Raw genomic sequence first — 25963 nt, 5'->3', positions numbered from 1 at the left:
TGAGAGGGTGGAACGGTTTACGTACCCGACGGGGGCGTCCCGGACGGGCGTGTTCCGTTCATCGGCATATCGGCCGGCGGAGTTCCATTCATCGCCATACCGGATGGAGGTGTTCCATTCATCGGACCGGGCTGTCCGCCCGATTGGTTGCGGTCGGGCCGGCTGCCATTCATCATGGCCTGGTCCGGCGTTCCTGCCGGTTGTGCACCGGTCTGGTTTCCGGCCTGTACATCTGCAGGTTTTTCATTCGACGCTGATGCCACCGAACTGCCGCTGGATTCCTGGGTGCACCCTGCAGTTACTATCCCTCCAATAAGGACTGCAGATATCATCAGGATCAGCGTCATCTTTTTCATTGCCATTTTCTTATCTCCTGAGTTTTTATCATTGGTTTCATTGCGATGCTATCGATCGGGTTTTCTCCATTCCCGGCCGGGAACAGGGAAACGCCATCGTTCATCAAACGGGCCTGTGGTCTGCCCTCTTGGCCCGGGTCTGCCATAGTGCCTGCACCTGTCTCTCCCAGATACAGTGCCATGGGACCGACTCGGTCAGGGCTCCAAAATACATTCTGGATACGATCATGGCCATCTCATCCGACTCCATCTTGGGGAGTTGGTGTGCAATCACTGACATTATGTTATCTACATTCGACATTATATAATAAATACATTACTTTTTTAGGAGTATAACGGACTATATGTGATTTATAAACGAGGTTACCCCAGAACTGATCAAAAACCGGCGTCACGTCGATAAATCAACCTTTGCCTGGCGATACGGGGATAAAAAGAGTTTTTGCACGGCCTCACCGGATCGCCCGCATCAGAAGAAAGATACCCGGATCCCGGCCGACCCATTGATCGGCACGACCCGATCCCGCCCATCGCTCTGATGCAGATCACGGCCTGCATGAATAGCCGGGAATACGATTCAGAAGAATCACCGATCGGTGATATGCGAGGGTCGCACCGCGGCCAAAAAAAATATTCGGTCCTCTTCACTGCTGGGCCATCAGCAGTTCCAGGTATGAGGATGTGATGGGGTCACCGACGACCCCGAGTTCGTTCTGTATCGCATCGATCCGGGCGACGGCGTCCCCGCCCTCCTTCTCGGCCATGATCTCGATCTCGATGAATGTTCCGAGCCGCTGCACCTCGTCCAGCGCGATGCTGGCCTCTTTATAGGTGTACAGTTCGCGCCGCTTGTCGACCTCGGCGGTCTTCGTGAACCCGAGCCGCTCGAAGATCGCCTCGCAGGTCTCGCCTGAGGTGACGCGCAGGTTCAACTCCTCGCGGGCTTTCAGCTTCTGGCCGGCAAGCTTCGCCCCTTTATACGTGACCATCGCCCCGTCCTCGGCATACCTGACCCTCAACGCCTCATCGGTCGTACCGAAGTCCCGGACCGGGGAGTTGTAGTAGATGTCATGCTCATGCCGGACCCCGTCCACCGTGGCCTTCAGGGCGACCAGACGGTCCCTGATCGGTCCAAGCGCAGGCACCTTCACCTTCAATTCAAATTCAATCATCTGATCTCACTACTTTATCTATATTCGTTGAGATTTAATATAGTCAAGGTGAATAAGATGGCACTGAACACAGGGGAATTTATCAGACTCAACTATACCGGCACGGTGGACGGGATCGTATTCGACACCACCGTAGAAGAGAAGGCGAAGGAGGCGGGGATCGACAACCCGTCCGCAGAGTACGGACCAATCGTGATCCAGCTCGGTCGCGGCCATGTGATCGCAGGGCTCGACGAGGCCCTGATCGGCAAGGAAGCCAGCGATGAAGGGGACGTCGAAGTTCCGCCGGAGAAGGGTTTCGGCCCCTACGACAGAAACCAGGTCGAGGCGATCCCGGTCAAGAAGTTCAAGAACAAACCGCAGGTCGGTGCCCGGGTCCAGATCGAGAACCGTGAAGGGGTCGTCCGCGACATCATCGGCGGCCGGGCCGTCATCGACTACAACCACAACCTCGCAGGGCAGACCCTGCAGTACCACTACACCATCGAAGGGATCGTCGAGGACCCGATCGAGAAGATCAGAGGGCTGATCCAGCTGTACGCCGGCAAGTCGATGGAGGTCGTCCTCGAGGACGGCGTCCTGACCATCGCGCTTCCACCAGCGATCACCTACGACCGCAGGTGGCTCCTCTGGAGGGGCACGATCGTCCACGACATCTTCGAGATCGTCGCTGATGTCAAGGAGATCAAACTGATCGAGTCCGTCAAGCGCCCCGAGGCAGTCCCACAGGAGGCGGCACCTGCAGAAGAGCAGGAACCCGCCCCCGAGCAGGCATAACCCCTCTCCATCAGAAAGAATACTATTTTTTTATTTTTCGTCGACAGGGTGCCCTGTACATCTTTCATTTATATTCAGACAGCATATTGATAGCAGAGTGTCCTCTGGGGTGAACTGCGATGGAATTTGAGAAGATGCCGACGATACCGACCGCCGATGAGATCCTTGATCGGTCGTTCCGGCGAGCGGCGGCGAAGATGAAGGAGAAGCGGAACAAGGACCGCGCCAATAACGAATTTTTACGAGCAGTGACGGCTGCGGTCCACGACAGGCTGGTCTCCATCATCCAGAAATTCCCCGAAATGGAGGCCCTGCCGCCGTTCTATTACCAGATGGTCGATATTCTGTACGGGGTCGAACGGCTGAAGAAGGCCCTCGGTGCGGTCGGCTGGGCGGCCAAGAACACGCGCGAGAAGGGATACCAGCTCTCGGCGAAGATGCGCAGGGCTGAGGACAAGGTCGCGGTCCGTAAGCAGGGCGTGGCCAGGATCGCCTCGATCGTGCACCAGGTGGACGGCGAGCTCAGATTCTTAAACGAGGTTCGGAACGTGCTCAGAAAGCTCCCCCATGTCAGCGATGAGTACACGGTCGTCGTGGCCGGGTACCCGAATGTGGGGAAGTCCTCGTTCATCCAGCTCGTCTCGACGGCGGCCCCCGAAGTGGCGGCCTACCCGTTCACCACCAAAGGGGTGATCCTCGGTCACCGGATAGAGCCGGCCGGCAGGGTCCAGTTCGTCGACACCCCCGGTATCCTGGACCGGCCCGTGGAGGAGCGGAACCCGATCGAGAAGCAGGCCCTCTGCGCACTGATGAACATCGCCGATGCGATCCTCTTCATCATCGATGCCAGCGAGCACTGCGGGTACCAGTTCGAGGAGCAGGAACTCCTGCGGGCAGAGGTCGAAGAGATGGTCTCGGTCCCGATGGTGACGGTCGTCAACAAGTCCGACCTGGTCACAAAAGAGGGATACATGCTGATGTCGACCAAGTCGGGGGAGGGTGTCGACGAGGTGCTCGCAGCGCTGCTCGCATACCAGAGCGGCTACCCGGCGCAGCACCTGGCACGGTCGGCCGTGCCGGTGGCGAGCACCCCTGATGAGGAGACCGCCCTGGAGTATTCGAAACCGTTCTACTGGGATGTCGAAGACAGGGACGCTGATGACGGGACCGATGAGGGCTCTGACGACGAGAGCCTAGATCGGGATCTTCAGGACTGAACGGCAGTACTGGTCGACTGCATCGGTCAGGGCCCTCTTGGCCCGCTTCACCCGGGCCTGGTCCGGATCGGTGAAGTCGTGGGCGAGGTACTCGATCGTGGTCGTGAAGTACTGCACCTCAGGAAAACTCTTTTTGATCTCTTTGAGGTTCAGCAGGGCCTCGTGATCTTTGCCGCTCATCAGTTCAAAGACACAGTCGAGCAGGCTGATCACCAGGTCTGGCATCGCATGCATGATCGCCTGCCGACGGAAACTGTAGTACGTCATCTTCCTGGTCGTCAGAAGGGAGAGTTTCAGCCCATAGTAGATCGGTTCCAGGTCCCCGGGCGGCCGCTGCTGCATCATCTGCTTGACGACCCCGGCAGCCCCGCCGGCGTCCCGCTGTTCGAGCCTGAAGTAGTAGAGCTCGCGGAGAAAGAAGATGCTGTCATAGAACCGCTCGACACCGATCGAGAGGAGCATCGCCCGTTTCTCGGTATTCCCGTCCGCCCTGGCCTTGATGAGGCCGAGTTTGAGGAACCACTGCTCCTCGGGAAACCAGTCCAGCGAGACCTGCACCATCGTCCAGAACGCCCGGTCCATCCAGGTGGTGTCGACGGTGTCGGGGTGGTAGATCCCGCGGATCGGCACCTTCAGCCTGGCCAGTTCCGCCATCTGCTCGCGGGCCTCCAGCTCACGGACATCAGGCCGCAGCCTCCCGTCGGCAGGCTGATCGGTGCTCTGCAGGACGAGCATGTACGAACAGTATGCCGCTGCGATCCCGATCATCGCGTCCATCGAGGCATACCGGCGCAGGTACGGCGCGGCATGCAGATAGTCTTCCTTTTTGAGCAGGTTCAGTCCGACCATGATGTCGATCCCGGCAGTCCCGCGGCTCTTCCGTTTGGCCCGGCCGGCATTGGTCTGTACCCTGGCGATGAACTCGGCCTCTCCACCGTGTACCGAACAGTCGAGCACCTTGAACGTGATCGAATCGATGAACGTGTCAAAGGTCAGATCGTCAGGGTTGAGAAACGAGTTCTCAAGGGCCGCCAGCACATGCCCGTAGAAGACCGGCAGGTTCTCGTCCACCTTTGCTGAGTGCTGCTCGATGTATCCGAAGAAGTCGTTCTTCATCAGATCCAGTTTTTCATAGAGAATCGCATCAGAGAGCAGCTCTTTGCGCATGAACAATAGAAGATACGTATCAACCTATTTAAACAGAACAGATCCCCTGGCGACTGGGGAGGGTGAAGATCAAAAATCGGAGTGACCGGTCGGGCAGATGCCCGGGAACGGCTCACTCATCGGCGGTATAATAATAGTACTCGCGGTTCATCTTCTGCTCGCGATCGAGGAACGAGTCCGGCTTGTTGATCCTGGGTCTGCCGGTCTTGTCCCGCCTGAAGGTGACCCCGAGGTTCTGCAGGAACCGGTTCATCCCCTCCCGCATATCGAACGGCCCGGCAGCCTCACCATGCCGGCCGGGCTCGCCCTCGAAGACCAGGATCCGTTCGCTGATCATATCGATCATATAGATGTCATGGTCGATCACCATGATCCCGGCGTCCCGCCCTTCGGCCAGGTGCTTGATCATCCTGGTCACCTTGACCCGCTGCTCGACATCCAGGTGGGCGCTCGGCTCGTCGAGGATGTAGAGGTCGGCCTCCTTCGAGAGGCAGGCCGCGATCGCCACCCGCTGCAGTTCTCCGCCGGAGAGGGTGTCGACCGGGGACTGGAGGATCGGGGTCAGGGTCAGCGGTTCGACGACCTCGTGCTGGTAGTACGAGCTGTCGAACTTCTTGGTGATCCCCCTTAGCAGCTGCTCGACCGTGGCGTCGGTGTCCCCTTTCATGTACTGCGGCTTGAACGAGACCTTCACCTTCAGGTCGTTGGGCCCTCCATCAGGCGCCTCGACCCCGGCCAGCAGCTTTGCAAAGGTACTCTTCCCGATACCGTTGGCCCCGACGACCCCGAGCACCTCGCCGCGTCGGACCTCCCCGCCATGCACCCCGAGCGAAAAGGCAGGATAGGTCTTGGTCATCTGCGGGAAGGTGAAGAGGGGGTTCCGTACTGATTTCACCGAATGGGCCCGCTTGTCGAAGACCACCGCGTACTCACGGAACCGGACGTTCTCCTCGTGGAGAAAACCGTCCAGGTACTGGTTGATCCCGATCCTGACCCCCTTGGGCCTGGTGATCACACCGAAGACCGACGGCCGGCCGTACCCGACATGGACCGTATCGGCCAGCATGTCGAGGATCGCAAGGTCGTGCTCGACGATGACGATCGGCTTCTCCACCGCGAGGTCCCGGATCAGCCTGGCCGTCACCATCCGCTGGTAGATATCCAGGAACGGGGTGATCTCGTCGAGGAAGTAGAAGTCCGCGACCCGGGAGAGGCAGGCCGCGATCGCAACCCGCTGCAGCTCCCCGCCAGAGAGCTCGTCGATCTTCCGGTCGAGGATCGCCTCCAGTTTCAGGGCCGAGACATACTGGTCCAGTTTTCCCCGTTCATCGGTGGTCCGCAGCAGTTCCTCTGCTGTGCCGGTGAAGACCTTGGGGATGTAATCGATGTACTGCGGTTTTAAGGAGACCTTGATCTGCTTCTCAGAGACCATCTTCAGATAGTCGAAGAGCTCGGTGCCGGCGAACTTCTTCAGCACCTCGTCCCAGGTGGCCCCGCTCTCCAGGTCCCCCATGTTGGGCTGCAGGGAACCGCTCAGGATCTTCACCGAGGTGCTCTTGCCGATACCATTCGCACCGAGGATCCCGGTCACCTTGCCGGGGACAGGGATCGGCAGCCCGTACAGGGCAAACCCGTTCTTGCCGTACCGGTGGGTCGGCACCTCGAGTTCTTCTGGCAGCGAGATGATGTCGAGGGCGTCGAACGGGCACTTCTTCACGCAGATCCCGCAGCCGACACAGAGTTCCTCAGAGATCTCGGCCTTCTTACTCTCTCCGATGATGATGGTCTCGTCGCCGGTCCGGACACGGGGGCAGTAGTGGATACACTCTGTCCCGCATTTCCGGGGATGGCAGCGTTCTCGATGTACTATAGCAATGCGCATGATCAATCACTGGACTGAGGTCGTGAGCAGGATCGTCAGAGTGATGAACCAGAGGGCAAAGGTCATGAACGACTGGTAGAACCAGTCCTTGGACCCGAGTTTGGTGGGATCGATCCGGAAGAGCACCATCACGTGCTTCTGGACGACGACCCCGGCCATCAGGATCAGGATCTCCAGCAGCAGGTTGGGCTGGATCATAGAGGCATCCGGGGTTCCGCCGACGACAAACGAGATGTATCCTGTGATCATCCCGAGGAAGCAGGCGATCAGCGTTCTGACGATGCGCCTGATATGTTCCTTCTGCTTATCAGAGGAGGTACGTTGCTTTCCCTTCTCCTCTGCAGGAGGTGAACTCTGTGAACCGCTCATAGTGACACCAGTAGTCTTATTTTTAGGTAGTAAGACCATATTTAACTTGGTATACGGATGGCGACAACACAGGGGATGAGCGGCGTCGACCTGCTCGCAGTAACAGCGGAACTGCGCGAGCATCTGCCGCTCTGGATCAACAAGATCTACCAGTATGACAACAAGATGCTGAGCATCAGGCTCAATGGCGAGGAGCATGCGAAGTATCACCTGCTGATCGAATCGGGCCGGCGGATCCATCTCGCGACCGTCTTCCCGAACCCACCCAAGAATCCGCCGTCCTTTGCGATGCTCCTCCGGAAGTACCTCGAAGGGGGGAGAGTGCTTGAGATCCGGCAGCAGGGACTCCAGCGGGTCGTCACCTTTGTGATCGGCAAGCGGGAGACGACCCTGCACCTGGTGATCGAACTCTTCGATGAGGGGAACGTCATCCTCTGCGACGACCAGATGACGATCATCAAGCCGCTCTGGCACCACCGGTTCAAGGACCGGGAGGTGATCCCGGGGGTCACCTACACCTACTCCGGCAGCAGTGAGCCGGGGCTGGATCAGGAGGCGCTGAAGACGTTACTCTCCACCTCTGATCGGGAGGTGGTCAGGACCATGGCCGTCGGGTGCATGCTCGGCGGGCAGTACGCCGAGGAGGTCTGCGCCGGTGCAGGTATCGGCAAGGAGACGCCGGCGACGGAGGCAGACCCGGTCGCCCTCAAGGCGGCGCTGGAGGCGCTCTTCACCCGGGTCAGCAATGACCGCGACCCGGTGGTCACCGCCGGCGGGGCCTGGCCGATCGTGCTCGGGGGCATGACCCCGATCAGCCACCACCCCACCTTCTCCCAGGCGCTCGAAGCGATCTACCCCCTGGTCGTCAAACACGACGGGCCGCAGAAGAAGGCTCCGATTCCGCGGGAAGAGCGGATCCGGATTCAGCAGGAGGCGGCGCTCAAATCGTTCGACAAGAAGATCGTTCTGAACAAGGCGATCGTCGACCTGATCTATGAGAACTATTCGCTGGTCGCCGATGTGATCAAGACCCTGGATGCGGCCAGCAGGACCCTCTCCTGGCAGGAGATCGGCACGATGCTGAAGGAGAGCGACAACCCGGTGGCCAGGCAGGTCGCCGGCGTCCACCCGGCAGAGGCTGCGGTGGACCTGCTCCTCGGTGACAGGAAGGTCCTGGTCCACGTGCATGAGAGCGTCGAGGTGAACGTCGAACGCTACTATGCGCAGATCAAGAAGTTCAAGAAGAAGCGAGACGGGGCGGTGACCGCGATGGAGCGGCCGGTGGCGAAGAAAGTATCCAGCAAGGTCCACCTGACCCCGCTGAAGAAGCGGTGGTACCACCGGTTCCGCTGGTTCTTCACCAGTGACAACTGCCTGGTGCTCGGCGGCAGGGACGCCGGCCAGAACGAGGAACTGGTCAAGCGGTACATGGAAGGGGGCGACACCTTCGTCCATGCCGATGTCCACGGGGCCAGCGTGGTGATCGTCAAGGGGAAGACCGAACGGATGAACGAGGTGGCCCAGTTCGCCGCTTCGTACTCGGGGGCCTGGCGGAGCGGTCACTTCTCCGCCGACGTCTACGCGGTCCGCCCGGACCAGGTCAGCAAGACCCCGGAGGCCGGGGAGTTCGTCTCCCGCGGGTCGTTTATCGTTCGGGGCGAGCGGACGTACTTCAAGAGTGTGCCGCTCGGGGTGGCCATCGGCTACCAGACCGAGCCGAACGTGGCGGTGATCGGCGGGCCGGTGAATGCGGTCGAGGCCAGGACAGAGCAGCGGGTGCTGCTGAAGCCGGGGCCGTACGAACCGAACGACATCGCCAAGAAGGTGCTCAGGCAGCTCCGCGAGACGATCCCAGAAGGGGACTGGAAAGGGTTGAAGACGGTGCTGAACACCGAACAGGTCGCCGGCTATGTGCCGCCCGGCGGTTCAGAGATCATCGGGGCATGAAAGCCGACGTCGGGGAGATACGACAGGGGTACGGGGAGATACGCCTCTTCCCGGAATCGATCGACGACATCTGGCACCTCTCCCACCTGATCGCTCCGGGCGACCTGGTCTTTGCACAGACCTTCCGCTCTGTCGAGACCGCCACCGACAAACTCAGGCCCGAGAAGGCCGAGAAGCGGCCGGTCAGGATTGGCATCCGGGTCGAGAAGGTGGAGTTCCACCAGTACTCGTCCCGGCTCCGGGTCACCGGGATGATCGAGTCGGGGCCTGACATCGGCTCGTTCCATACCCTGAACCTGGAACCGAACTTCGAGGTCTCGGTGATCCGGTTCTGGTCGAAGAGCGACCGCGAACGAGTCGACCGGGCGGTGAAGACCTCCGGGAGCGAACTGGTCCACGTGCTCGCCATCGAGGAGGGCGAGGCCGAACTCTTCCGGATCCGGCAGTACGGCCCCGAACAGGTGCTGACGATCACGATGGGGAGCGGCAAGGGGGCCCCGGTCGACTCCAGGGAGGGGTTCTTCCTCGAGGCGGCCGCTCCCCTGCTCCAGATCACCGGACCGGTCATCATCGCCGGACCCGGGTTCATCAAGGACGATTTTGCGAAATTTTTAAAGAACCGGTACCCTGCGATCGCAGCCAACGCGATGGTCGTCGAGACCCGGCGGATCGGCCGGGGGGCCGTCCAGGAGGTGATCGGGCAGGGAGTGATCGGCAAGATCGCCGGCGACCTGCAGCTCGGCCGCGAGGTGCAGGTGATGGACGAGGTGCTGAAGCGGATCGCGATGGAAGGCTTGATCACCTATGGGAAAGCAGAGGTCGGGCAGGCGGTCTCGTTCGGGGCCGCGGACCAGGTGATCGTCTCGGACCGGCTGATCCGGGAACCCGAGGTGGCCGGGCTGATGAAGCAGGCAGAAGAGATGAACGCCACCGTGACGGTGCTCAGCAGCTGTTTTGAGCCCGGAGAACGGCTCTGGGCGCTCGGCGGGATCGCTGCGCTGCTCAGGTACGCCCTCTGAAGAAGGGACCTCACCCGCCGGCCACCGGCGGGAAGACGGCGATCAGGTCCCCGTCCTCGAGCCGGGTCGAGAGACCGTTTAAAAAGAAGATGTTCCTTCCGTTCTTTAAGATGTTGACGGCCGGGAGGAGGGCGCCGGCCTGGTCGAAGAGGGCCGTCCCGACCTGTGGATGGTCGGCGATCAGGAGGTCGAGCAGGTGCTGCACCGTCGCCTGCTCGGGGAGGACCACCTCCCGGTCCCCGATCGTCTGCCTGAGGTCCGCATACCCCCTGACCGTGACGATCATCCTCAGAGCCCGAGCCGGTGCAATGTCTCCGGGGTCGGCCGCCCTTCTGCGTCCCAGCCCCTGATCGCGTAATACTCGTCGAGCATCGCATCCCGCTCCCAGACCCTGCCCTTCGGCGCCCCTTCCTGCAGGGGCTCGTGGAGCAGCCGCGGCGGGAGCGTGTCGTCGGCCTTCGTCAGGCCGGCCCTGAGGTTGAAGAGTTTCTGCAGGTTCCAGATCCGCTCGCCTGTCTCCATGACCTGGTCGGCGGTGACCGCCATGCCGGTCACCCCTGAGAGCAGGGCGGCATAGTCCGCGGCCCCGAGCGGCGCCAGCGAGGTGAAGAGGCAGATCCCGCAGGCGTCGATCGCAGCGGTCAGGTCCTGGAATGTCCTGGTCCAGGCGGCCTTCCCCTCGGTCACGAACGGGTCGAGCCGTTCCGGGAGGCCGAGGATCTCGGGGGAGATCATGTACCCGTTGATGTGGTCCCCTCCCCGGACGCCGGTCGCATAGGAGAGCCCCTGCCCCTGGACGGCCCGGGGGTCGTAGGCCGCCAGCTCGAGCTTCTTTGCACTCATCGACAGTTCGGGGTGACCGTACCGTTCGGCAAAACGGTACGACCCTTCGGCCAGCTGGTCGCCGATCCCTTCACGGTATCCCATCTGCCTGACCAGGTCGTACATCTGCTCCCCGTCCCCGAACCGGATCGATTCAGGGATGATCCCCTTCTCAGAGAGCTCCATCGCACAGGCGATGGTGACCCCGGCAGAGAGGGCGTCGATCCCGAGGTTGTTGCAGAGGTTGTTGGCCCTGGCCACCCAGGTCAGATCGTCGATCGCACAGTCGGCGCCGAGCGACCAGGTCTGTTCGTACTCAGGCCCCTCCCCCTCGACACCGTCCACGACCGTCCCCCGGCCGCAGCCGATGATGCAGGCATAACAGGGCTTCTTCCGGACGAAGATCGTCTCCCGGACCCGCTCCCCAGAGAGGTTCTCCGCGGTCGGGAAGTACGCAGACTGGTGATTTCTGACCGGGAGCATGTGGCTGTTGTTGATGATGTTCACCAGCACCGAGGTGCCGTACTCGGGCAGCCCCGTCCCGGTCACGCCGCCGGCATGGATCCTGGCCCTGATGTCGGCGGTCACCCCCTTCAACTCCTCCGGGCGGGCCGTGGTGACCTTCCCGGACCCCCTGGTCACGATGGCTTTGAGGTACTTGGACCCCATCACCGCCCCGGGTCCGCCCCTGCCGGCGGCCCGGAACTTGTCGTTCATCACGCAGGCGATCAGGCTCAAACGCTCCCCGGCAGGGCCGATGCAGGAGACCTTCGCATGCGGCTCCCCGAGCTCGGCAAGAAGCCCGTCCGTCGTCTCGTTGACGGTCTTTCCCCAGTAGGCCGAGGCGTCCTTCAGCTCGGCGACCTTATCGTGCAGCCAGAGATAGACCGGGGTCGACGACCGGCCCGAAATGACGACCGCGTCAAACCCGGCTCGTTTCAGTTCGGTCCCGAAGAACCCGCCGCTGTCCGAGGAGCAGAGCGTCCCGTTCAGGGGCGACTTGGTCATCACCCCGTACCGGGCCCCGAGCGGTACCCCGGACCCGGTCAGCGGGCCGGTGGCGAAGACGATCACATTTCCTTCCCCGAGCGGGGCGGTGGTCGGGTCCACCAGATCGGTGATCAGCCTGACCCCGAGCCCCCGGCCGCCGAAGTACTGCCTCTGCAGTTCCTCCGGGTACGGCCGCGGTTCGAGCGTGCCTCTGGTCAGGTCGACATAGAGTATTGTGCCGGCATATCCATCCATCCCATCTCACCCGCGACAGAGGATGCGCTGCCGGGTATTAAACCTGTCCCCGCATCTCCCCGACCACGGCTGACTGGTGGATCTTCGCCGCGATCAGGTAGCCTGCCAGGGCGAGAAAGAGGAGGAGAGACATCTGGAACTCGATGGAGCTGGCGACCGCTTCCATGTGAAAAAGAGGTGGGGGTCAGGGGCCGATAAAGGGTGCGCAATGAGCGTTCGGATCAGCGCGATCTCCGCCGCATCAGGAGATACGGGGTCAACAACACGATGGCGACCACCCCCCAGATATTGGCGAACAGGTAGAGGATCGACTCCCTGGTCGGATCATAGAACCTGACCTCGATATAGCCGGTCCGGTCCCAGTGGATACTGACCCGTCCCTGGTCGTCGACACTGACCTTCCCGCCCGGATTGATCTGGCCCATAAACGGGTTCCTGACATCGAGCGCTGCCGGCAGGTGCACATCCGCAGCGGTCAGGTCCGGCAGGGACAGGAGGAGGTGAGCATCCTTGATGGTCCCGTTGTACGAGATGGTATAGTTCCCCTTTGGAAAGGTGATCCCGGTCTGGTCCTTCTGAAACGAGACGTTCCCCGAGGCATTGTACAGGCGGACCTCGGTCACCTCGGCAGGGATCTGCTCGCCGAGGACGCCGGTCTCCATGAACGGATAGGTATCGGTCTGGTTGATATCGATGACGGCCGAGTACGCGGTACCGTTCTCGGCGATGGTGAAGACGGCTGCCGCTCCTGCAGGCATAACTGCAGCGAGCAGCAGCAGTGCCATCAACCCTATCAGCGCTGCAGGACAGCGAGCAGGGACTGCAGGTCCGCGTCGATCTCGATCGGGGGTTCGCATTGTCGTATCACCGATTCCGGATCTTTGAGGAGGTGTCCGGTCACCACGCAGACGATCGTCTCGTCCCGATCAAGCATCCCCTGCTCAGCCAGTTTCCGTATCCCTGCGACCGAGGCGGCCGAGGCCGGCTCCACACCGATCCCCTCTTTCCGTGCCAGGTCGCGCTGCATGCAGAGGATCTCCTCATCGGTCACCGACTCTGCCGTGCCGCCGGTCTCCCGGATGGCGACCAGCGCCTTCTCGGCGTTCACCGGCGCCCCGATCCTGATCGCCGTCGCGACCGTCTCAGGGGACATCTCGGCCTCGACGATGGGGAGCCCTTCGCGGATGGCCCGGACCACCGGAGCCGACCCCGCGGCCTGGATCCCGGTCATCATCGGCAGGCGGTCGATGAACCCGAGCGATTCAAATTCTCGAAGCCCCTTGTAGACCGCCGAGATGTTCCCGGCGTTGCCGACCGGGAGGACGAACCGGTCCGGCACCTCGCCGAGCTGGTCGATCACCTCGAAACCGATCGTCTTCTGCCCTTCAAGCCGATACGGGTTGATCGAGTTCAAGAGGTAGATCCCCTCGCTCAGACAGAGCTCGTGGACCATCTCCAGAGCCCGGTCGAAGTTGCCCCGAATCGAGATCACCTTCGCCCCGTGCATCAGGGCCTGGGCGACCTTGCCGATCGCGACCTTGCCGGCCGGCAGCAAAACCACTGCCAGGATCCCGGCCTTGGCCCCGTAGACCGCCAGGCTCGCGGAGGTGTTCCCGGTGCTGGCGCAGGCCACACTCTTCATCCCGAGCTGGATGGCCATTGAGACCCCGACGGTCATCCCCCGGTCCTTGAACGAACCGGACGGGTTCATCCCCTCGTGCTTGGCGTAGAGGTGCGGGAGCCCCATCTCCTCTCCGAGTTTCTTGAGGTGATAGAGCGGCGTACCCCCCTCCTGCAGCGTCACCGGCTCGCCGGTGACCGGCAGCAGTTCACGATACCGCCAGACAGAGAGCGGCCGCTGGTTCCAGGTATTGCGGTCAACAGAGATGGTGTCCAGGTCGTACTGGACTGCAAGCAGGTGTCCGCAGCTTCTGCAGTTGTACAGGATCTGGTCCGGAGTATAGACTGCACCACAATGAACACACACGAGACGGTACATGGCTATCTATGCGTTTTCCAGCTAGATAATGGGGTCGTTACCGGCGCCGGAGGCTGACCCCCGAGAAGGCCAGAAAGGTCGCCCAGAGAACAGCCAGCAGGACGGGGCCGGTCTGCTGCATCTGTGCGATCCCCCAGCCGGCATACCGCGGCCAGAGGAGCATTCCCCAGCCGGCCGCCATCAGCAGGAGGGTGAAGACCTGGGGCCGCGAATCTGAGAACCCGGTGGTGATCCTGCCGCGGACCCGGACCGAACAGAACGGAAAGAGCCAAGCCACGCCCCGGGGGGTGCAGGAGTCCTCGATCAGGTGGAGGAGGCACCCGGCCAGGAAGCCGCCGGCGGCGACCGGGAGCAGGTCCAGGTGGGACCAGGAGACCAGCCCGGAGATGACCTCCAGGTAGCCGGCGGTCAGCAGCGTGATCAGCAGGACCCCGACCAGCGAGTGGAGCAGGCCCCGGTGCTCGTCCTGGTACCGGCCGAGCGAGGCGACCCAGAGGGCGGCCGAGAGCGGGTAGTACTCGAAGTACCGGATCAGGTACCCGAAGAAGGGGAGGAACCGGGCCACCGTGTTGGCCGCCCACCCGGTGATTCCCCGCAGCCCGGCGATCCGGGTATGGAAGATGGCGGCATCCGGGGCGTCGGCGTCCGGGGCCAGGGAACCGATGAAGAGGCTGACCAGCAGCACCAGCACGGTCACCGGGTCGAGGACCGTCAGCCAGGGGGCGAGCAGCACCCCGCCGCTGAAGAGACTGATGAGCACATGCTGGTCACCCCGCACGGCGGGATCACCGTCCGGAGGCTGGAAGCCGGCCGTGCTGCCCGGCAGAGCGGACCGCTGCGTACAGTACCTGTTCGGTCTCATCTGCAAAGGCCAGCACGGTGCCGGCCGGGTCCACGATCATCGAGCGGCCGCAGTACCGGTCCACCGGCGTGGTCACGCCGGCCGTGTTGATCCCGATCATAAAGAACCCCTGCTCCTCTGCCCGCAACCGGAGAAAACGTTCCCAGTGCTCGATCCGGGAGCAGGGCCAGGCCGCAGGGACCAGCATGGCGTCGACCCCGGCCGCTGCGTACCGGGCGAAGAGGTCGCCGAACCGGAGGTCATAACAGATCGCGATCCCGAAACGAAGCCCTGCCATCGAGAAGGTGCTGATGCCGGCCCCTCCGGCATAGTGGAGGTCCTCCCCACCGGGGGCGAACGGGTGCATCTTCGCGTACCGGGCGAGCACTGTCCCGTCCGCATCGATCATCACCGCCGTGTTCGTCGGCATCGGGTCGGCCTTCTGCTGTACCGAGCCGAGGATCCCGATATGATGTTCGGCTGCGATCTCCTGCAGGGAACCGACGAGCGGACCGTCCTCCTCCTCCAGGAACGGGGCATGCAGCGGGTCCCAACCGGTCAGCACCTGCTCTGGCAGGGCGAGCAGAACGGCACCGGCCGCTGCCGCCTCGGCCGCAGCCCTGCCGACCTTGTGAAGTGTCCGGTCAGGATCTCCCCAGCAGGGGGCGAGCTGGCCGGCTGCAACCAGGGCTTCCCTCATCACGGTCCGGTCCGTGTCGCTTGATAGTCACTGACGATCAGCACGGCCGCCCCGATGACGACCAGCACCACCAGGGCGATCAGCAGGATCGGAACGTACGAGAACCTGACCCCAAGAAGCCAGAGGGCGATCAGCACCCCGGCACCGGTGATGCTCCCGCCCACCAGCAGCATCCCGAGGGACTGGCGATCCCACTCCATCAGACACCAGCCAGCGTCGGAAAAGCGGTCTTGAGACCGATGATCACAAACTGCACGGCTATTGCGATCAGCAGCATCCCCATCAACCGGTTGACTGCCCGAAACTCGCGCTGGCCTATCCGTTTCACAATATAATCTGCGTTTCGCATCATATAATAGGTGACGCCGATCGTCAGAACGATGGAGACGATCACGATCAGATAGGCCAGGGGACCGAATCCTTTGGCCTCGTTCATCAGCACGATCGAGGTGGTGATCGCTCCGGGGCCGGCGATCATCGGGATGGCGAGCGGCATCACCGAGACGTCCTCGGCATCGATCCCTTCATACTTCTCGGTGGCCGTCATCTTGGACCGAGAGTTCCTGGCATAGACCATCTCCATCCCGATCACAAAGAGCAGGATCCCGCCGGCGATCCGGAAGGCCTCGAGCGTGATGCCGAAGAGCTGCAGGATCACCCCGCCGAGCAGGGCGAAGATGACCAGGATCGCGAGGGCGTACTTCGCCGCTTCTGTTGCGATTCGCATCTGGACCTCGTGATCGAGGGTGCCGGTCAGCGAGACGTAGAGCAGGGTCGAGGAGAGCGGGTTGACGATGATGAAGATCGAGGAGAGACTGAGCAGCGCAAACGTCAGAATATCCCCTGTCATGGGGGATATTCTGCTCGGAGCCTATATTAAGATACTGAAGAATCCGCTTCCCCTGCAAGAGGATTGATCAGGGATGGTGCGTTCACACTATTCGAAGAATCTTTCAGATTCTTCTCGTATCCGCTTCCCCCTTACGGGTGAACCGGATAAAAAAAAATCAGGAGAGGGGTCTGATCTTGGTGAATATGTCGAGGTCCATCGACCCGAGTTTCCCGTCCCGCTGCATGTAGTAGTCGAGCAGCCGGTTCTGGTTGTCATAGTATGAGAACCAGTAGTTCAGATGGATGGTCTCCTTCTTGTACCCTGCAAGATACGGGTACGAATCGGCCGAGTTGACGATGGCCAGGTCGAAGTCCCCCTGATAGATCTGGGTATCGGCCACCTTCGCCCCATAGAAGGTGATCGTATTCCACTTGTCGCCGCGGTAGTACCAGGGCAACGGCCAGTAGTTGGCCGAGGCGATCACCGTCTTGTTCGAAGCATCGAGCTCCTGGAAGAGGCCACGCAGGTCCTCCGAGTTCTGGACCTGCACGATCGGTTCGCTGATGTCGGTGGGGCTGTAGGCCACATGGTGGGTCATCCCGACCAGCAGCACCCCGAAGAGCAGGATCGCAACAATCGGAAGCAGGCTGGTCACGACACCCTGTGCCTTTCTGACCGGTGCTGCGACCCGGTCCCGGTTCTGGTACAGGAACCCCGCAACGAGGATCAGCACGACGAACGGAACGATCAGCGTCAGCACCAGTTCGTGGCCGGCGAGGGCCTTCATCAACGTGACCCCCATCCCGAGCAGCGATACTGCCGCTACGATCACGATCCCGATGATGGTGCCGGGGCCCCATGTCGGGGTCGTCCCGGATCCCTGGAGGGCCAGCCGGTCGCCCGACCGTGCCTCCCGGAAGAGGTAGGACGCGACAAAGCACATCGGCAGCAGCTGCTGGACGATCAGCCAGGGCACCTTCTCACCGATATAAGCGTACATCGCCATCGAACAGATCATCCACCAGAGCGACAGGACGAAGAAATCGTCCCGCCGGTCCCGGACCCGCAGAGCCGGCTGTTCGGCTAAGGGCTCCCGCTTCAGGATCGATACAACCCGCGAGTTCCCGCGTACAGCGACATAGCCGGCGATCGATATGATCGCGAGCCCGAAGATCGGCACCTCGTAGAGGCCGAAGAGGAGGATATAGAAGAACCAGGGTCCTCCGAGCCGCTGCTGCTCATGCATCGCGAGCCAGTGCTCGATCGCCTTGAACGGGCCGGTCCAGAGGGTGTCCCAGTGCATCCCGAACGCCGAGTACAGCACGCTCATGATCCCTGCGATCACCACGATCCCGAGGACCAGGTCTACCTTCCAGCTGGGGGGAAGCACAAACCGCTTCCGAATGATCATGTACAGGAAGAAGAGCCCGATGAAGATCAAGACGAGCGGCATCTCCTCCTTCAGACAGAGCCCTCCGGCCGCTGCCACTGCTGCAGCGAGTGCGTATCGGGTCTGCCCTTTCTCAAAGTAGAAGAGAAGGGAGACGACCAGCAGCATCGTGAAGAAGAGCATGAACATGTCCTGCCGGAGGAACCGGGAGAAGTAGATCATGTCCGGAGAGATGGCGACGAGCAGCCCCGCGACGATCGTCTGGCGTTTGTCCAGGTACCCGAGTCGGTACACGGCATAGACCAGCGGAACGATCAGCGTGCCGAGCAGCGCCGGGAAGAGACGGCCGACCAGGTCGGTATCCCCGAAGACGCGGAACATCGCGGTCGTGAGATAATAGAGCAGTGGCCCGTGGTACATCGGGTCGTAGACGTACGTACCTTTGGTGAGCAGTTCGTACGCAAACCATGCGTGAATTGCTTCGTCGTGGTGAAAGAGCTTGAAGTCAAGCTGATAGAATCGTAAAAAGGCCGTTAGCAGAACAACAAGTAAAAAAATGCTCTCAAATGAGAGAATTTTTTTGACCGTTGAAGAAAAATCAGCGGCAGACACGCCGCACCTTCAGCTCTCGAGTACAATCTCGATGCCGATATCCTTGGGCACCTGAATGCGCATCAGCTGCCGAAGGGCACGCTCATCTGCATCCATATCTATCAGGCGCTTGTGGACTCGCATCTGCCAGCGGTCCCAGGTTGCGGTTCCTTCGCCATCCGGACTCTTACGGATAGGAACAACGAGACGCTTTGTCGGGAGAGGGATTGGACCTGCCAGATTGACACCAGTCCGCTCAGCAATCTCGCGAATCTTATCACAGACCATCTCTACTTTATTGAAGTCAGTGCCTGTCAGGCGTATTCTGGCTTTTTGCATAATCCTGTCACCCAAAAAATATAATTTATCTGATCATCTGCTTTGGCTGGACCGCAATGCACATGCCGGCTGCGATCGTCGTACCCATATCACGGATGGCGAACCTGCCGAGCTGCGGGATCTCCTTAACACTCTCGATGACCATCGGTCTCGACGGCTTGATCTGAACAATGGCTGCGTCGCCGCTCTTCAGGAATGTTGGGTTCTCCTCTTTGGTCTGGCCTGAGCGTGGGTCGAGTTTCTTCTTCAGCTCGACGAAGGTGCAGGCGATCTGTGCGGTGTGGCAGTGGAAGACCGGGGTGTACCCGACGGTGATTGCGCTTGGGTGCTGGAGCACAACGATCTGTGCGGTGAACTCGTCTGCGACGGTTGGTGGCACATCTGCGGGACCGCAGACATCACCACGGCGGATATCGTTCTTGCCGACACCACGGACGTTGAACCCGACGTTGTCGCCTGGGAGCGCCTGTGGCTGTTCTTCGTGGTGCATCTCAATGGACTTGATTTCTCCGTCCTTGTTGGCCGGCATGAACGAGACCTTCATCCCCTTCTTCATGATACCGGTCTCGATACGGCCGACCGGCACCGTGCCGATACCGCTGATCGAGTAGACGTCCTGAATTGGGAGTCTGAATGGCTTGTCTGTGGGTTTTTCCGGTTCCTTGAAGGTGTCGAGTGCCTCAAGAAGTGTCGGGCCATTGTACCATGGAGTCTCGGGCGACTTCTTGGCGATGTTGACGCCCTTGAACGAGGACATCGGGATAAACAGGATGTCTGCTGCCTTGTATCCGACCATGCCGATCAGCTGGGTCAGTTCCTTCTTGACCTCGTCGAAGCGCTTCTGGTCGTAGTTGACCGCGTCCATCTTGTTGACAGCGATGACCAGCTGGGTGATGCCGAGCGTCCGGGCCAGGAAGACGTGCTCCTTGGTCTGCTCCATCACACCATCAGGTGCTGCAACCACGAGAATGGCTGCGTCTGCCTGGGATGCGCCGGTGATCATGTTCTTGACGAAGTCCCGGTGGCCGGGGCAGTCGACGACGGTGAAGTAGAACTTTGCAGTGTCGAACCGCTTGTGAGCGATATCGATGGTGATACCCCGCTCACGCTCTTCCTTCAGGTTGTCCATAACCCATGCAAACTCAAAGGAACCCTTCCCCTTTGACTCTGCTTCCTTACGGAAGTTCTCAATGATATGCGCCGGTACAGCACCGGTCTCAAACATCAACCGTCCTACAGTGGTTGACTTTCCATGGTCGATATGTCCAATAACGGCCAGATTCATGTGAGGCTTGTCAGTTGCCATTAATATTTCCCTCCAGTCAAATATAGGATCTTCAGCATACCGTCTGGTTTATGCGAGTATACTTTATTTGAAACTCATCTATATAAAATCTGTCGCATGGGGATCATTTCGCAGATCTCCAGAGAATCGGTAAAAGAACGACATGATATTATCTGATAACCTGATAACACTTCTCCGATGAAGACACTTGAACTGCAGAAGGATCAGGTAAAGGGATCTGCAAAGGTTGCCTGCGGACAGGGGCTCGTCTCCGCGTACAGCGACTGTGCCTACTGCAGGCACTGCACAGGGGTCCGGGTCGGAAGACGGGTGATTTCCACCCCGCAATCCCAGGCATTTAAGGAGATCCGGCGTGGGATGGCCCCTGATGAGAATCTTATGAACGCAGCGTTGATGTTCAACACCTATGTGCGCGACGGATCTGCCATCGAATGCGATGACGATGACGGGACAGGGTTTCAGCCCCGGTACTGAAAAAGCCCGTCCCCGGAAGATCTCATTTTTGCCTTCAATCACCCGGTAAATGCAGGGAAGGCCTGCTGGACCTCTGCTTTGAGTTTCGCAAAATCCATCTCATCGAGCTGCTCGGCGAGCAGTCCTTTAGCCCGTCCACGCCGGTAGATCCAGTACAGGATCTTTTCGACCACCTCGACCACCTGTTCTTCTCTTTCGACCAGCACCAGTTCCTGTCCGATCTTCGGATGCCGGCCTGATCGACCGCCGACCCGGATCTGGTAATGGCGGTGGACTGCTTTGATCACATCAAAAGGACAGGACTTGACGCAGATTCCACACTGGATGCAGGTATCAGGGTTGAGCACGGAGATCCCGTTCTTGATCCTGATGGCACCCTCTCTGCAGTACTCCACACAGCTCCCGCAGCCAGTGCAGATCCCGGGGATGCGTTCTGGCAGAACGCGGCCGATGATCCCGATCTCGTTCAGCAGGGCGTTGTTGCACCCGTTCGGGCAGGCCGTGAGGGTGATCCGGACCTTCATCGGCTCCTCCCTGCCAAAGAACCGCTCGTCGAGGGCACGGGCGAGTGCGATCGTGTCCACATTCGCATACTTGCACCGGTCGGTTCCCGGACAGGCGACGATGTTCACCACCTCGTCATGCTCGGCCCCGAGGGGTGTGGTGTTCTTCTTCAGGTCAGCTGCGATCTTCTCGAGATCGGCCGGCTTCAGGTGAGGGATCTCGATCGTCTGGCGGGTCGTCAGGTGCACACCTTCGGCCCCGTACTTTTTGGCGATCCGGGTGATGCCGCGCAGCTGGTCGAGGGTGAGTTCTCCGGCAGGGATCCGTGTCCGTACGGTACAGAGACCGGGATCAATCTCTGTGATCGCACCGCCCTTGCGGTGTACACCGTTTGGTTTCTCCATCTAGGATCATAACAGAGTTCATCCTAAAAAAGGGTATATCATGCGGCACCGGTGCCGGCCAGGGCGAGGACGACCAGCACCAGGGCGAAGGTGATCATCCCGGTCGCCCCGACCACGTCCCCGTTCACGCCGCCGAAGAGCCGGCGGGCCAGCAGGAGCATCAGGGCGAGGGCCGCCAGCGTCGCCCCGGCTGCAGCCGCAAGCCCGGTCCACCCGATCGGGGTCAGCAGCAGGGGGAGGCAGAAGACTGCCGCATAGACCGGAAAGGCCGGCTTTGAGAACCCGTGCAGATAACTCTGGATCCCCTCGCGAAACGGCTTCCCCCAGGCGGTCAGGGCGGCCATCGCGTACTTCGCGAAGACCTCGGCGGCGAGGACCACCCAGAAGAGGTGCGGCACCGAGACGAGCGCCGAGTACGCGAGCAGCAGCACGGTCACCCCCATCGCCACCCCGCCGGCCCCGATCTGCCGGTCGGTCAGCGCCTGCACCCGCTTCTCCCTTGACCCATGGGCCATCAGCCCGTCCCCGAAGTCCAGGAGACCGTCCAGGTGGTTGCACCCGGTGACCAGCAGCAGGGCGGCCAGGGCGACGGCGGCCCGGATCGAGGGGTCGGGGATCAGGAACGCGACCCCGCCGGCGATCCCGCCGGTCACGTATCCTGCGATCGGGTACAGGTACGACCGCCGGCCGAACTGCTCGAAGTCCTGCGGTGCTCCGAGAGGGAGGACCGTGCAGAACTGGAGCAGGGCCAGGACCGGGCCTAGGAACTTTCGCTGTACAGGCGTGACGTACACCCCGCAATCAGCCCTGCTACCGCATCATCGAGGAACGGCCCGAGCGTCCCGAGGATACCCGGCTTCTTCTGGTCGTACCGGGTGAACTCGAACCGGGCATAGGTCCCGCTGATACACTCGGCGATGGCCATCCCGATGATCTCATCAGAGAGGAGAAAGACCGGGTCGTCCCTGATCTCAGAGTCCTTCCGCTTCACGTACAGTTCGTCCTCAAGCAGGATCGCACCGAGCAGCAGGGAGGAGATGTTCGGATCGGTCAGGGCCTTCTCGATCAGTTCCAAAAGACGTGATGCGGCCGCGTCCCGGTCCATGCCGTGGGAGACGTACAGCTCCATCCCTGCGGCCACGACGGCATCGAGCGTTATCCCCTTCGCCGCCAGCCTCTCTTCGATCTCAAACATGATACCTGTGTTATTTATTGATCTGTCTCTTATAGAGATCGATATGGGTTTCCTCAGTGATATTCCGTCTTTTTCGTTCAAACGTCCACTCTTTGCCGGCATTCTCGGAAATACGATGCTCAGCACGGTCAGGGGCATTTCAGGGGCAGGGCCGTCGCCGGCGAAGACGGTGCTGACCCCGGGGCTGGACGCGGAGCTGATCACCTACGGCAAGATCAGGTCGATGGCCGGCACCTCCGACACCCCGAGCGGCTGCCCGACCCCGGCCTCGATCACCAGGGCGATGATGACCCTCGCCGGCCTGACCCCGCTCTTCATCAATGCAGGGCTCACCACCAGACCCCCCGTCCCCTGCCTGGACGTGTACGGCGAGCCCGGGGCGGATCCGCGATACGGGGACGCCGTCCCTGATGCCGACCGGCTGAGGGAGGCCGGGGCGCGGGTCGGGGAGTTCCTCTCCTCGGTCAGCGACCTGCTGGTCCTCGGGGAGTGCGTCCCCGGCGGGACCACGACCGCGCTCTGCGTGCTCCGCGGCCTCGGGTACGAGGCCTCGGTCAGCAGCAGTTTCGCACAGAACCCGGTCTCTCAGAAGGAGGCGGTCTGGAGCGCCGTCTCAGAACGGCTGAAGGCCGGGTCGGTCACGGCGCCGTTCGACATGATCAGGGCGACCGGGGACCCGATGATGGCGGTGGCGGTCGGGATCGTCGGGACGTATACAGGGACGCTGGTCCTGGCCGGCGGCACCCAGATGCTAGCGGTGGCGGCCGTCCTCAGAGGGCTCGACCTGCCGGTACCGTTCCTGGCCACGACCGAGTACGTCCGGCGGGATCCCAGTGCCAACATCGATGCGCTGGCCAGAGAGATCGGGGCGAAGGTCTTCTACGTGGACCCCGGATTCGCCACGCTCGGCCATCCCGGGCTGGCCAGGTACTGCATCGGCGAGGTGAAGGAGGGGATGGGTGCCGGCGGTGCGATGCTGCTCGCGGCCCTGCTCGGCCACACCCCCGAAGCGATCAGGCAGCAGATCCTCAGCACCGTGATGGTGTACCGGTGAGAAAGGCTATTACCCGGCACCATCAACCCTTCTGCAATGCTTCCCATCTTTGTAGTCAATAACTTTGGGCAGTTCAACCATCTGATCGTACGGATGCTTCGCGACCTCGATATCGATACAAAGATGGTCCAGAACACCACCCCTCCCGAGGAGGTCAGGGACGGGTGCAGAGGGCTGATCCTCGGCGGCGGCCCCTCGATCGAACGGACCGGCAACTGTGCGGCCTACCTCGACCTGGGGCTGCCGGTGCTCGGTGTCTGCCTCGGGCTGCACGTGATCGCGACCAGGTTCGGCGGCACTGTGACCCCGGGCAGGAGCGGCGGGTACGGGGCCGTCGAGGTGACGATCGAGGACCACGATACGATCCTCGCCGGCTACCCGGACACGGTCGAGGTCTGGGCCTCGCACCAAGACGAGGTATCGGTCATCCCGGCCGGCTTCAACCGGCTCGCCCACTCCCCGATCTGCCAGGCCGAGGCGATCGCATGCCCAAAGATGCGGATCTACGGGGTGCAGTGGCATCCCGAGGTGAGCCACAGCCTGGACGGCAGGGTCGTCTATCAGAACTTCGACCAGGTCACCCGTGAAGGATAAGACTGTGTCCTGCAGGAGGGATCTGGACCGGGAACGATACGCGGCTGCGATCGCAGAGTCCGGATTCACCTGCACCCGGTGCGGGGCCTGCTGCCAGGGTGCCGGGGTGGACGCGAGCCTGGTGATCGTGGCGCCGCCGGAGATCAGGACGATCATCCAGGCGACCGGTCTTCCCTGGGACCAGGTCGTCGAGCCGTTCCCCGAGCAGATGACCACCGCCGATGGGGGAACGTATACCTTTGAATGGGCGCTCCGGCGGAGGGAGGGACGGTGCATCTTTGCAGAGAGCGACCGGTGCACGATCCATCCGCACAGGCCCTGGATCTGCAGGACCTACCCGTTCATGCTGGACGGGGACCGGCTGATCAGCTCGGAGTGCAGCGGGTACGGGTGCAGCCGGCCAGTGAACGATGACGACCGGGCCCTGGCCGACGACCTGCTCGGGCGAAGAGATGCCGAAGAACTGGAAGAGATGAAAGTGAGAGAGATCTACAGAGATGCAGCAATTCCTGCGGGACATTCCGTTGTGATCGATGGTGAAGGTATGAAGGTGCTCGATGGGTGAGATTCGGCTGATCGGAACAGCCCATGTATCGCAGGAGAGCGTCGACGAGGTGCTGGCCGAGATCGATGCGTTCACGCCGGACGTGATCGCAGTCGAGCTCGACCCGGGCCGGTACGCCGGCCTGAAGAAGCAGGGTGAAGAGCCGGAGGTCGGCGACATCCTGAAAGGTGGCAACTTCAACCAGTTGCTGATCCAGTGGGTGCTCGGGTACATCCAGCGCAAGATCGGGATGGACGTCGGGGTCGAGCCGGGCGCAGAGATGAAAGCCGCGATCGAGGCCGCAGAGGAACGCGGGGTGCAGATCGGGCTGATCGACCGGGACATCCGGATCACCCTCCAGCGGTTCTGGGGCGGCATGTCCGTCTGGGAGAAGTGCAAGATGATCTACGCCCTCGGCGCCTCGCTCATCGGGGTCGACCAGGGGGAGATCGATGTCGAGTCCCTGAAGCAGCAGGATGTGATCTCGGCGGCACTCGAGGAGTTCAGAAGTTTCTCACCGAACGGGGCGAAGGCCCTGATCGATGAACGGGATGCCTACCTCGCCCACCAGTTGATCATCCTCTCCGGGCGGTTCGAGCGGGTGCTGGCCGTCATCGGCGCCGGCCACCGGCAGGGTATCGAGCGGTACCTGCTCAACCCGGCATCCCTTCCGCCGATAGCCGACCTGACCGTGCAGGTGAAGTCACGACCATGGGGGAAGATCATCGGGATCGCGATGATCCTGATGTTCGCCTTCATGCTGGTCACGATCATCTTCTCAGGCGTCGGGTTCAACGTGCTGCTATGGGCACTGCTGTACTGGGTGATCCTGCACGGGGTGCTGACCGCCGTCTTCACCCTGGCTGCAGGCGGCCATCCGCTCTCGGCTCTGACCGGGTTTGTGATCTCAGGGTATACGGCCCTGAACCCGATCCTCGCCGCCGGCTGGTTCTCGGCGATCGTCGAGGCGAAGATCAGAAAGCCGACAAAACAGGACCTGCATAAGATCTTCGAGGCAGAGTCCTTCGGCGAGATGCGGAAGAACGCGCTCTTCCGGGTGGTGATGGTCGCGGCCCTGGCAAACGTCGGCTCGACGATCGGGACCTTCGCCTACTTCATCCTGATCTTCCCGGCACTCGGGATCGATCCGAGCGTGATGCTCGGCCAGGGGATGACCAACTTCTGGCACTGGCTCACCATGCTGGTCTGACCGGATCATCCTT

At 61.4% G+C, this 25963-nt stretch carries 29 protein-coding genes; 9 read left to right on the top strand and 20 right to left on the bottom strand.

Translation table 11 applies throughout. The features are described from left to right. Window positions 1-17: 17 nt before the first annotated feature. Together ACFKSJ_RS02055 and cyaB are read right to left on the bottom strand one after the other, a co-directional pair. Window positions 18-362: a hypothetical protein gene (locus ACFKSJ_RS02055; protein ID WP_440950614.1), complete on the bottom strand. Its 345-nt coding sequence runs from the start codon at window positions 360-362 to the stop codon at window positions 18-20. 638 nt (window positions 363-1000) lie between these two features. Beyond that, window positions 1001-1528, bottom strand: coding sequence for a class IV adenylate cyclase (gene cyaB, locus ACFKSJ_RS02050; protein WP_440950613.1), 528 nt, complete (start codon window positions 1526-1528; stop codon window positions 1001-1003). Window positions 1529-1585: 57 nt separating this feature from the next. Here cyaB and ACFKSJ_RS02045 point away from each other — a divergent pair, with 57 nt between their 5' ends. Then, entirely contained in the window at window positions 1586-2305 is a 720-nt protein-coding gene (locus ACFKSJ_RS02045) for an FKBP-type peptidyl-prolyl cis-trans isomerase (RefSeq protein WP_440950612.1), read from the top strand. Between the two features lie 119 nt (window positions 2306-2424). Continuing rightward, entirely contained in the window at window positions 2425-3522 is a 1098-nt protein-coding gene (locus tag ACFKSJ_RS02040) for an NOG1 family protein (protein ID WP_440950611.1), read from the top strand. Here the strand turns inward: ACFKSJ_RS02040 and ACFKSJ_RS02035 are convergent. From ACFKSJ_RS02035 to ACFKSJ_RS02025, 3 genes are all read right to left on the bottom strand, one after another. After that, window positions 3499-4689 (bottom strand): hypothetical protein, encoded by a 1191-nt coding sequence (locus tag ACFKSJ_RS02035; protein WP_440950610.1) that lies wholly within the window; start codon window positions 4687-4689, stop codon window positions 3499-3501. The two genes, ACFKSJ_RS02040 and ACFKSJ_RS02035, sit on opposite strands and share 24 nt — an antisense overlap. A gap of 112 nt (window positions 4690-4801) precedes the next feature. Then, window positions 4802-6571, bottom strand: a complete 1770-nt coding sequence (locus ACFKSJ_RS02030; RefSeq protein ID WP_440950609.1) for a ribosome biogenesis/translation initiation ATPase RLI — start codon at window positions 6569-6571, stop codon at window positions 4802-4804. A 6-nt stretch (window positions 6572-6577) separates the two neighbouring features. Continuing rightward, complete coding sequence (locus ACFKSJ_RS02025) at window positions 6578-6940, bottom strand: hypothetical protein (RefSeq protein WP_440950608.1); 363 nt, start codon at window positions 6938-6940, stop codon at window positions 6578-6580. A gap of 57 nt (window positions 6941-6997) precedes the next feature. Here ACFKSJ_RS02025 and rqcH point away from each other — a divergent pair, with 57 nt between their 5' ends. Together rqcH and ACFKSJ_RS02015 are read left to right on the top strand one after the other, a co-directional pair. Continuing rightward, complete coding sequence (gene rqcH / locus ACFKSJ_RS02020; RefSeq protein ID WP_440950607.1) at window positions 6998-8887, top strand: ribosome rescue protein RqcH; 1890 nt, start codon at window positions 6998-7000, stop codon at window positions 8885-8887. Further along, entirely contained in the window at window positions 8884-9906 is a 1023-nt protein-coding gene (locus ACFKSJ_RS02015; protein WP_440950606.1) for an mRNA surveillance protein pelota, read from the top strand. The genes rqcH and ACFKSJ_RS02015 overlap by 4 nt, the downstream gene beginning before the upstream one ends. 10 nt (window positions 9907-9916) lie before the next feature. Here ACFKSJ_RS02015 and ACFKSJ_RS02010 read toward each other — a convergent pair whose 3' ends face one another. The 12 genes from ACFKSJ_RS02010 to tuf all read right to left on the bottom strand — a co-directional run bounded on the left by ACFKSJ_RS02010 (window position 9917) and on the right by tuf (window position 19971). Next, window positions 9917-10192: a ubiquitin-like small modifier protein 1 gene (locus tag ACFKSJ_RS02010; RefSeq protein ID WP_440950605.1), complete on the bottom strand. Its 276-nt coding sequence runs from the start codon at window positions 10190-10192 to the stop codon at window positions 9917-9919. Between the two features lie 2 nt (window positions 10193-10194). Continuing rightward, a complete protein-coding gene (locus ACFKSJ_RS02005) occupies window positions 10195-11973 on the bottom strand; it encodes an aldehyde ferredoxin oxidoreductase family protein (protein WP_440950604.1) in 1779 nt (592 codons plus the stop codon). A 37-nt stretch (window positions 11974-12010) separates the two neighbouring features. Then, the gene (locus tag ACFKSJ_RS02000; protein ID WP_440951437.1) at window positions 12011-12139 is read right to left on the bottom strand and encodes a hypothetical protein; all 129 of its coding nucleotides are present in this window, start codon (window positions 12137-12139) and stop codon (window positions 12011-12013) included. A 55-nt stretch (window positions 12140-12194) separates the two neighbouring features. Further along, window positions 12195-12758: a DUF5803 family protein gene (locus ACFKSJ_RS01995; protein ID WP_440950603.1), complete on the bottom strand. Its 564-nt coding sequence runs from the start codon at window positions 12756-12758 to the stop codon at window positions 12195-12197. Window positions 12759-12766: 8 nt separating this feature from the next. Then, window positions 12767-13972: a threonine synthase gene (gene thrC, locus ACFKSJ_RS01990; RefSeq protein WP_440950602.1), complete on the bottom strand. Its 1206-nt coding sequence runs from the start codon at window positions 13970-13972 to the stop codon at window positions 12767-12769. 37 nt (window positions 13973-14009) lie between these two features. After that, the gene (locus tag ACFKSJ_RS01985) at window positions 14010-14834 is read right to left on the bottom strand and encodes a metal-dependent hydrolase (RefSeq protein ID WP_440950601.1); all 825 of its coding nucleotides are present in this window, start codon (window positions 14832-14834) and stop codon (window positions 14010-14012) included. Then, a complete protein-coding gene (locus ACFKSJ_RS01980) occupies window positions 14758-15513 on the bottom strand; it encodes a carbon-nitrogen hydrolase family protein (RefSeq protein WP_440950600.1) in 756 nt (251 codons plus the stop codon). Before ACFKSJ_RS01980 ends, ACFKSJ_RS01985 begins: the two co-directional genes overlap by 77 nt. Further along, window positions 15513-15713, bottom strand: a complete 201-nt coding sequence (locus tag ACFKSJ_RS01975) for a hypothetical protein (RefSeq protein ID WP_440950599.1) — start codon at window positions 15711-15713, stop codon at window positions 15513-15515. Before ACFKSJ_RS01975 ends, ACFKSJ_RS01980 begins: the two co-directional genes overlap by 1 nt. Beyond that, the gene (locus tag ACFKSJ_RS01970) at window positions 15713-16363 is read right to left on the bottom strand and encodes a MarC family protein (RefSeq protein WP_440950598.1); all 651 of its coding nucleotides are present in this window, start codon (window positions 16361-16363) and stop codon (window positions 15713-15715) included. Before ACFKSJ_RS01970 ends, ACFKSJ_RS01975 begins: the two co-directional genes overlap by 1 nt. Before the next feature lie 157 nt (window positions 16364-16520). Beyond that, window positions 16521-18347 carry a flippase activity-associated protein Agl23 gene (locus ACFKSJ_RS01965; protein ID WP_440950597.1) on the bottom strand — a complete coding sequence of 609 codons (1827 nt, stop codon included), beginning with the start codon at window positions 18345-18347 and terminating at the stop codon, window positions 16521-16523. Window positions 18348-18356: 9 nt separating this feature from the next. After that, window positions 18357-18665: a 30S ribosomal protein S10 gene (rpsJ, locus tag ACFKSJ_RS01960; RefSeq protein WP_440950596.1), complete on the bottom strand. Its 309-nt coding sequence runs from the start codon at window positions 18663-18665 to the stop codon at window positions 18357-18359. 25 nt (window positions 18666-18690) lie between these two features. Beyond that, window positions 18691-19971: a translation elongation factor EF-1 subunit alpha gene (gene tuf / locus ACFKSJ_RS01955; protein WP_440950595.1), complete on the bottom strand. Its 1281-nt coding sequence runs from the start codon at window positions 19969-19971 to the stop codon at window positions 18691-18693. 177 nt (window positions 19972-20148) lie between these two features. On the opposite strand from tuf, the gene ACFKSJ_RS01950 reads away from it, so the two are divergent. Further along, a complete protein-coding gene (locus tag ACFKSJ_RS01950) occupies window positions 20149-20445 on the top strand; it encodes a hypothetical protein (protein WP_440950594.1) in 297 nt (98 codons plus the stop codon). Window positions 20446-20483: 38 nt separating this feature from the next. Here ACFKSJ_RS01950 and ACFKSJ_RS01945 read toward each other — a convergent pair whose 3' ends face one another. From ACFKSJ_RS01945 to ACFKSJ_RS01935, 3 genes are read right to left on the bottom strand one after another with little or no spacing between them, the layout of a single operon-like run. Beyond that, entirely contained in the window at window positions 20484-21353 is an 870-nt protein-coding gene (locus tag ACFKSJ_RS01945; protein ID WP_440950593.1) for a 4Fe-4S binding protein, read from the bottom strand. 38 nt (window positions 21354-21391) lie between these two features. Then, window positions 21392-22147 carry an adenosylcobinamide-GDP ribazoletransferase gene (cobS, locus tag ACFKSJ_RS01940; RefSeq protein ID WP_440950592.1) on the bottom strand — a complete coding sequence of 252 codons (756 nt, stop codon included), beginning with the start codon at window positions 22145-22147 and terminating at the stop codon, window positions 21392-21394. After that, on the bottom strand, window positions 22114-22548 hold the full coding sequence (locus tag ACFKSJ_RS01935) for a phosphatidylglycerophosphatase A (RefSeq protein WP_440950591.1): 435 nt from the start codon (window positions 22546-22548) through the stop codon (window positions 22114-22116). The genes cobS and ACFKSJ_RS01935 overlap by 34 nt, the downstream gene beginning before the upstream one ends. A gap of 43 nt (window positions 22549-22591) precedes the next feature. Between ACFKSJ_RS01935 and cobT the strand changes: the two genes are divergently transcribed. Genes cobT through ACFKSJ_RS01915 form a run of 4 tightly spaced genes read left to right on the top strand, consistent with a single transcriptional unit; the run spans window position 22592 to window position 25950 of the window. Then, complete coding sequence (gene cobT / locus ACFKSJ_RS01930) at window positions 22592-23602, top strand: nicotinate mononucleotide-dependent phosphoribosyltransferase CobT (RefSeq protein WP_440950590.1); 1011 nt, start codon at window positions 22592-22594, stop codon at window positions 23600-23602. A 36-nt stretch (window positions 23603-23638) separates the two neighbouring features. Beyond that, window positions 23639-24196, top strand: coding sequence for a GMP synthase subunit A (locus tag ACFKSJ_RS01925; RefSeq protein WP_440950589.1), 558 nt, complete (start codon window positions 23639-23641; stop codon window positions 24194-24196). Further along, on the top strand, window positions 24186-24761 hold the full coding sequence (locus tag ACFKSJ_RS01920; protein WP_440950588.1) for a YkgJ family cysteine cluster protein: 576 nt from the start codon (window positions 24186-24188) through the stop codon (window positions 24759-24761). The genes ACFKSJ_RS01925 and ACFKSJ_RS01920 overlap by 11 nt, the downstream gene beginning before the upstream one ends. After that, window positions 24754-25950: a TraB/GumN family protein gene (locus ACFKSJ_RS01915; RefSeq protein ID WP_440950587.1), complete on the top strand. Its 1197-nt coding sequence runs from the start codon at window positions 24754-24756 to the stop codon at window positions 25948-25950. Before ACFKSJ_RS01920 ends, ACFKSJ_RS01915 begins: the two co-directional genes overlap by 8 nt. Window positions 25951-25963: the final 13 nt, after the last annotated feature.

Source organism: Methanosphaerula subterraneus (genome assembly GCF_052055875.1).
GTDB classification, from domain to species: Archaea; Halobacteriota; Methanomicrobia; order Methanomicrobiales; family Methanospirillaceae; genus Methanosphaerula; species Methanosphaerula subterraneus.
Note: the sequence above shows the minus strand (reverse complement) of the source record. Positions and strands in the feature narration are given on the sequence as shown.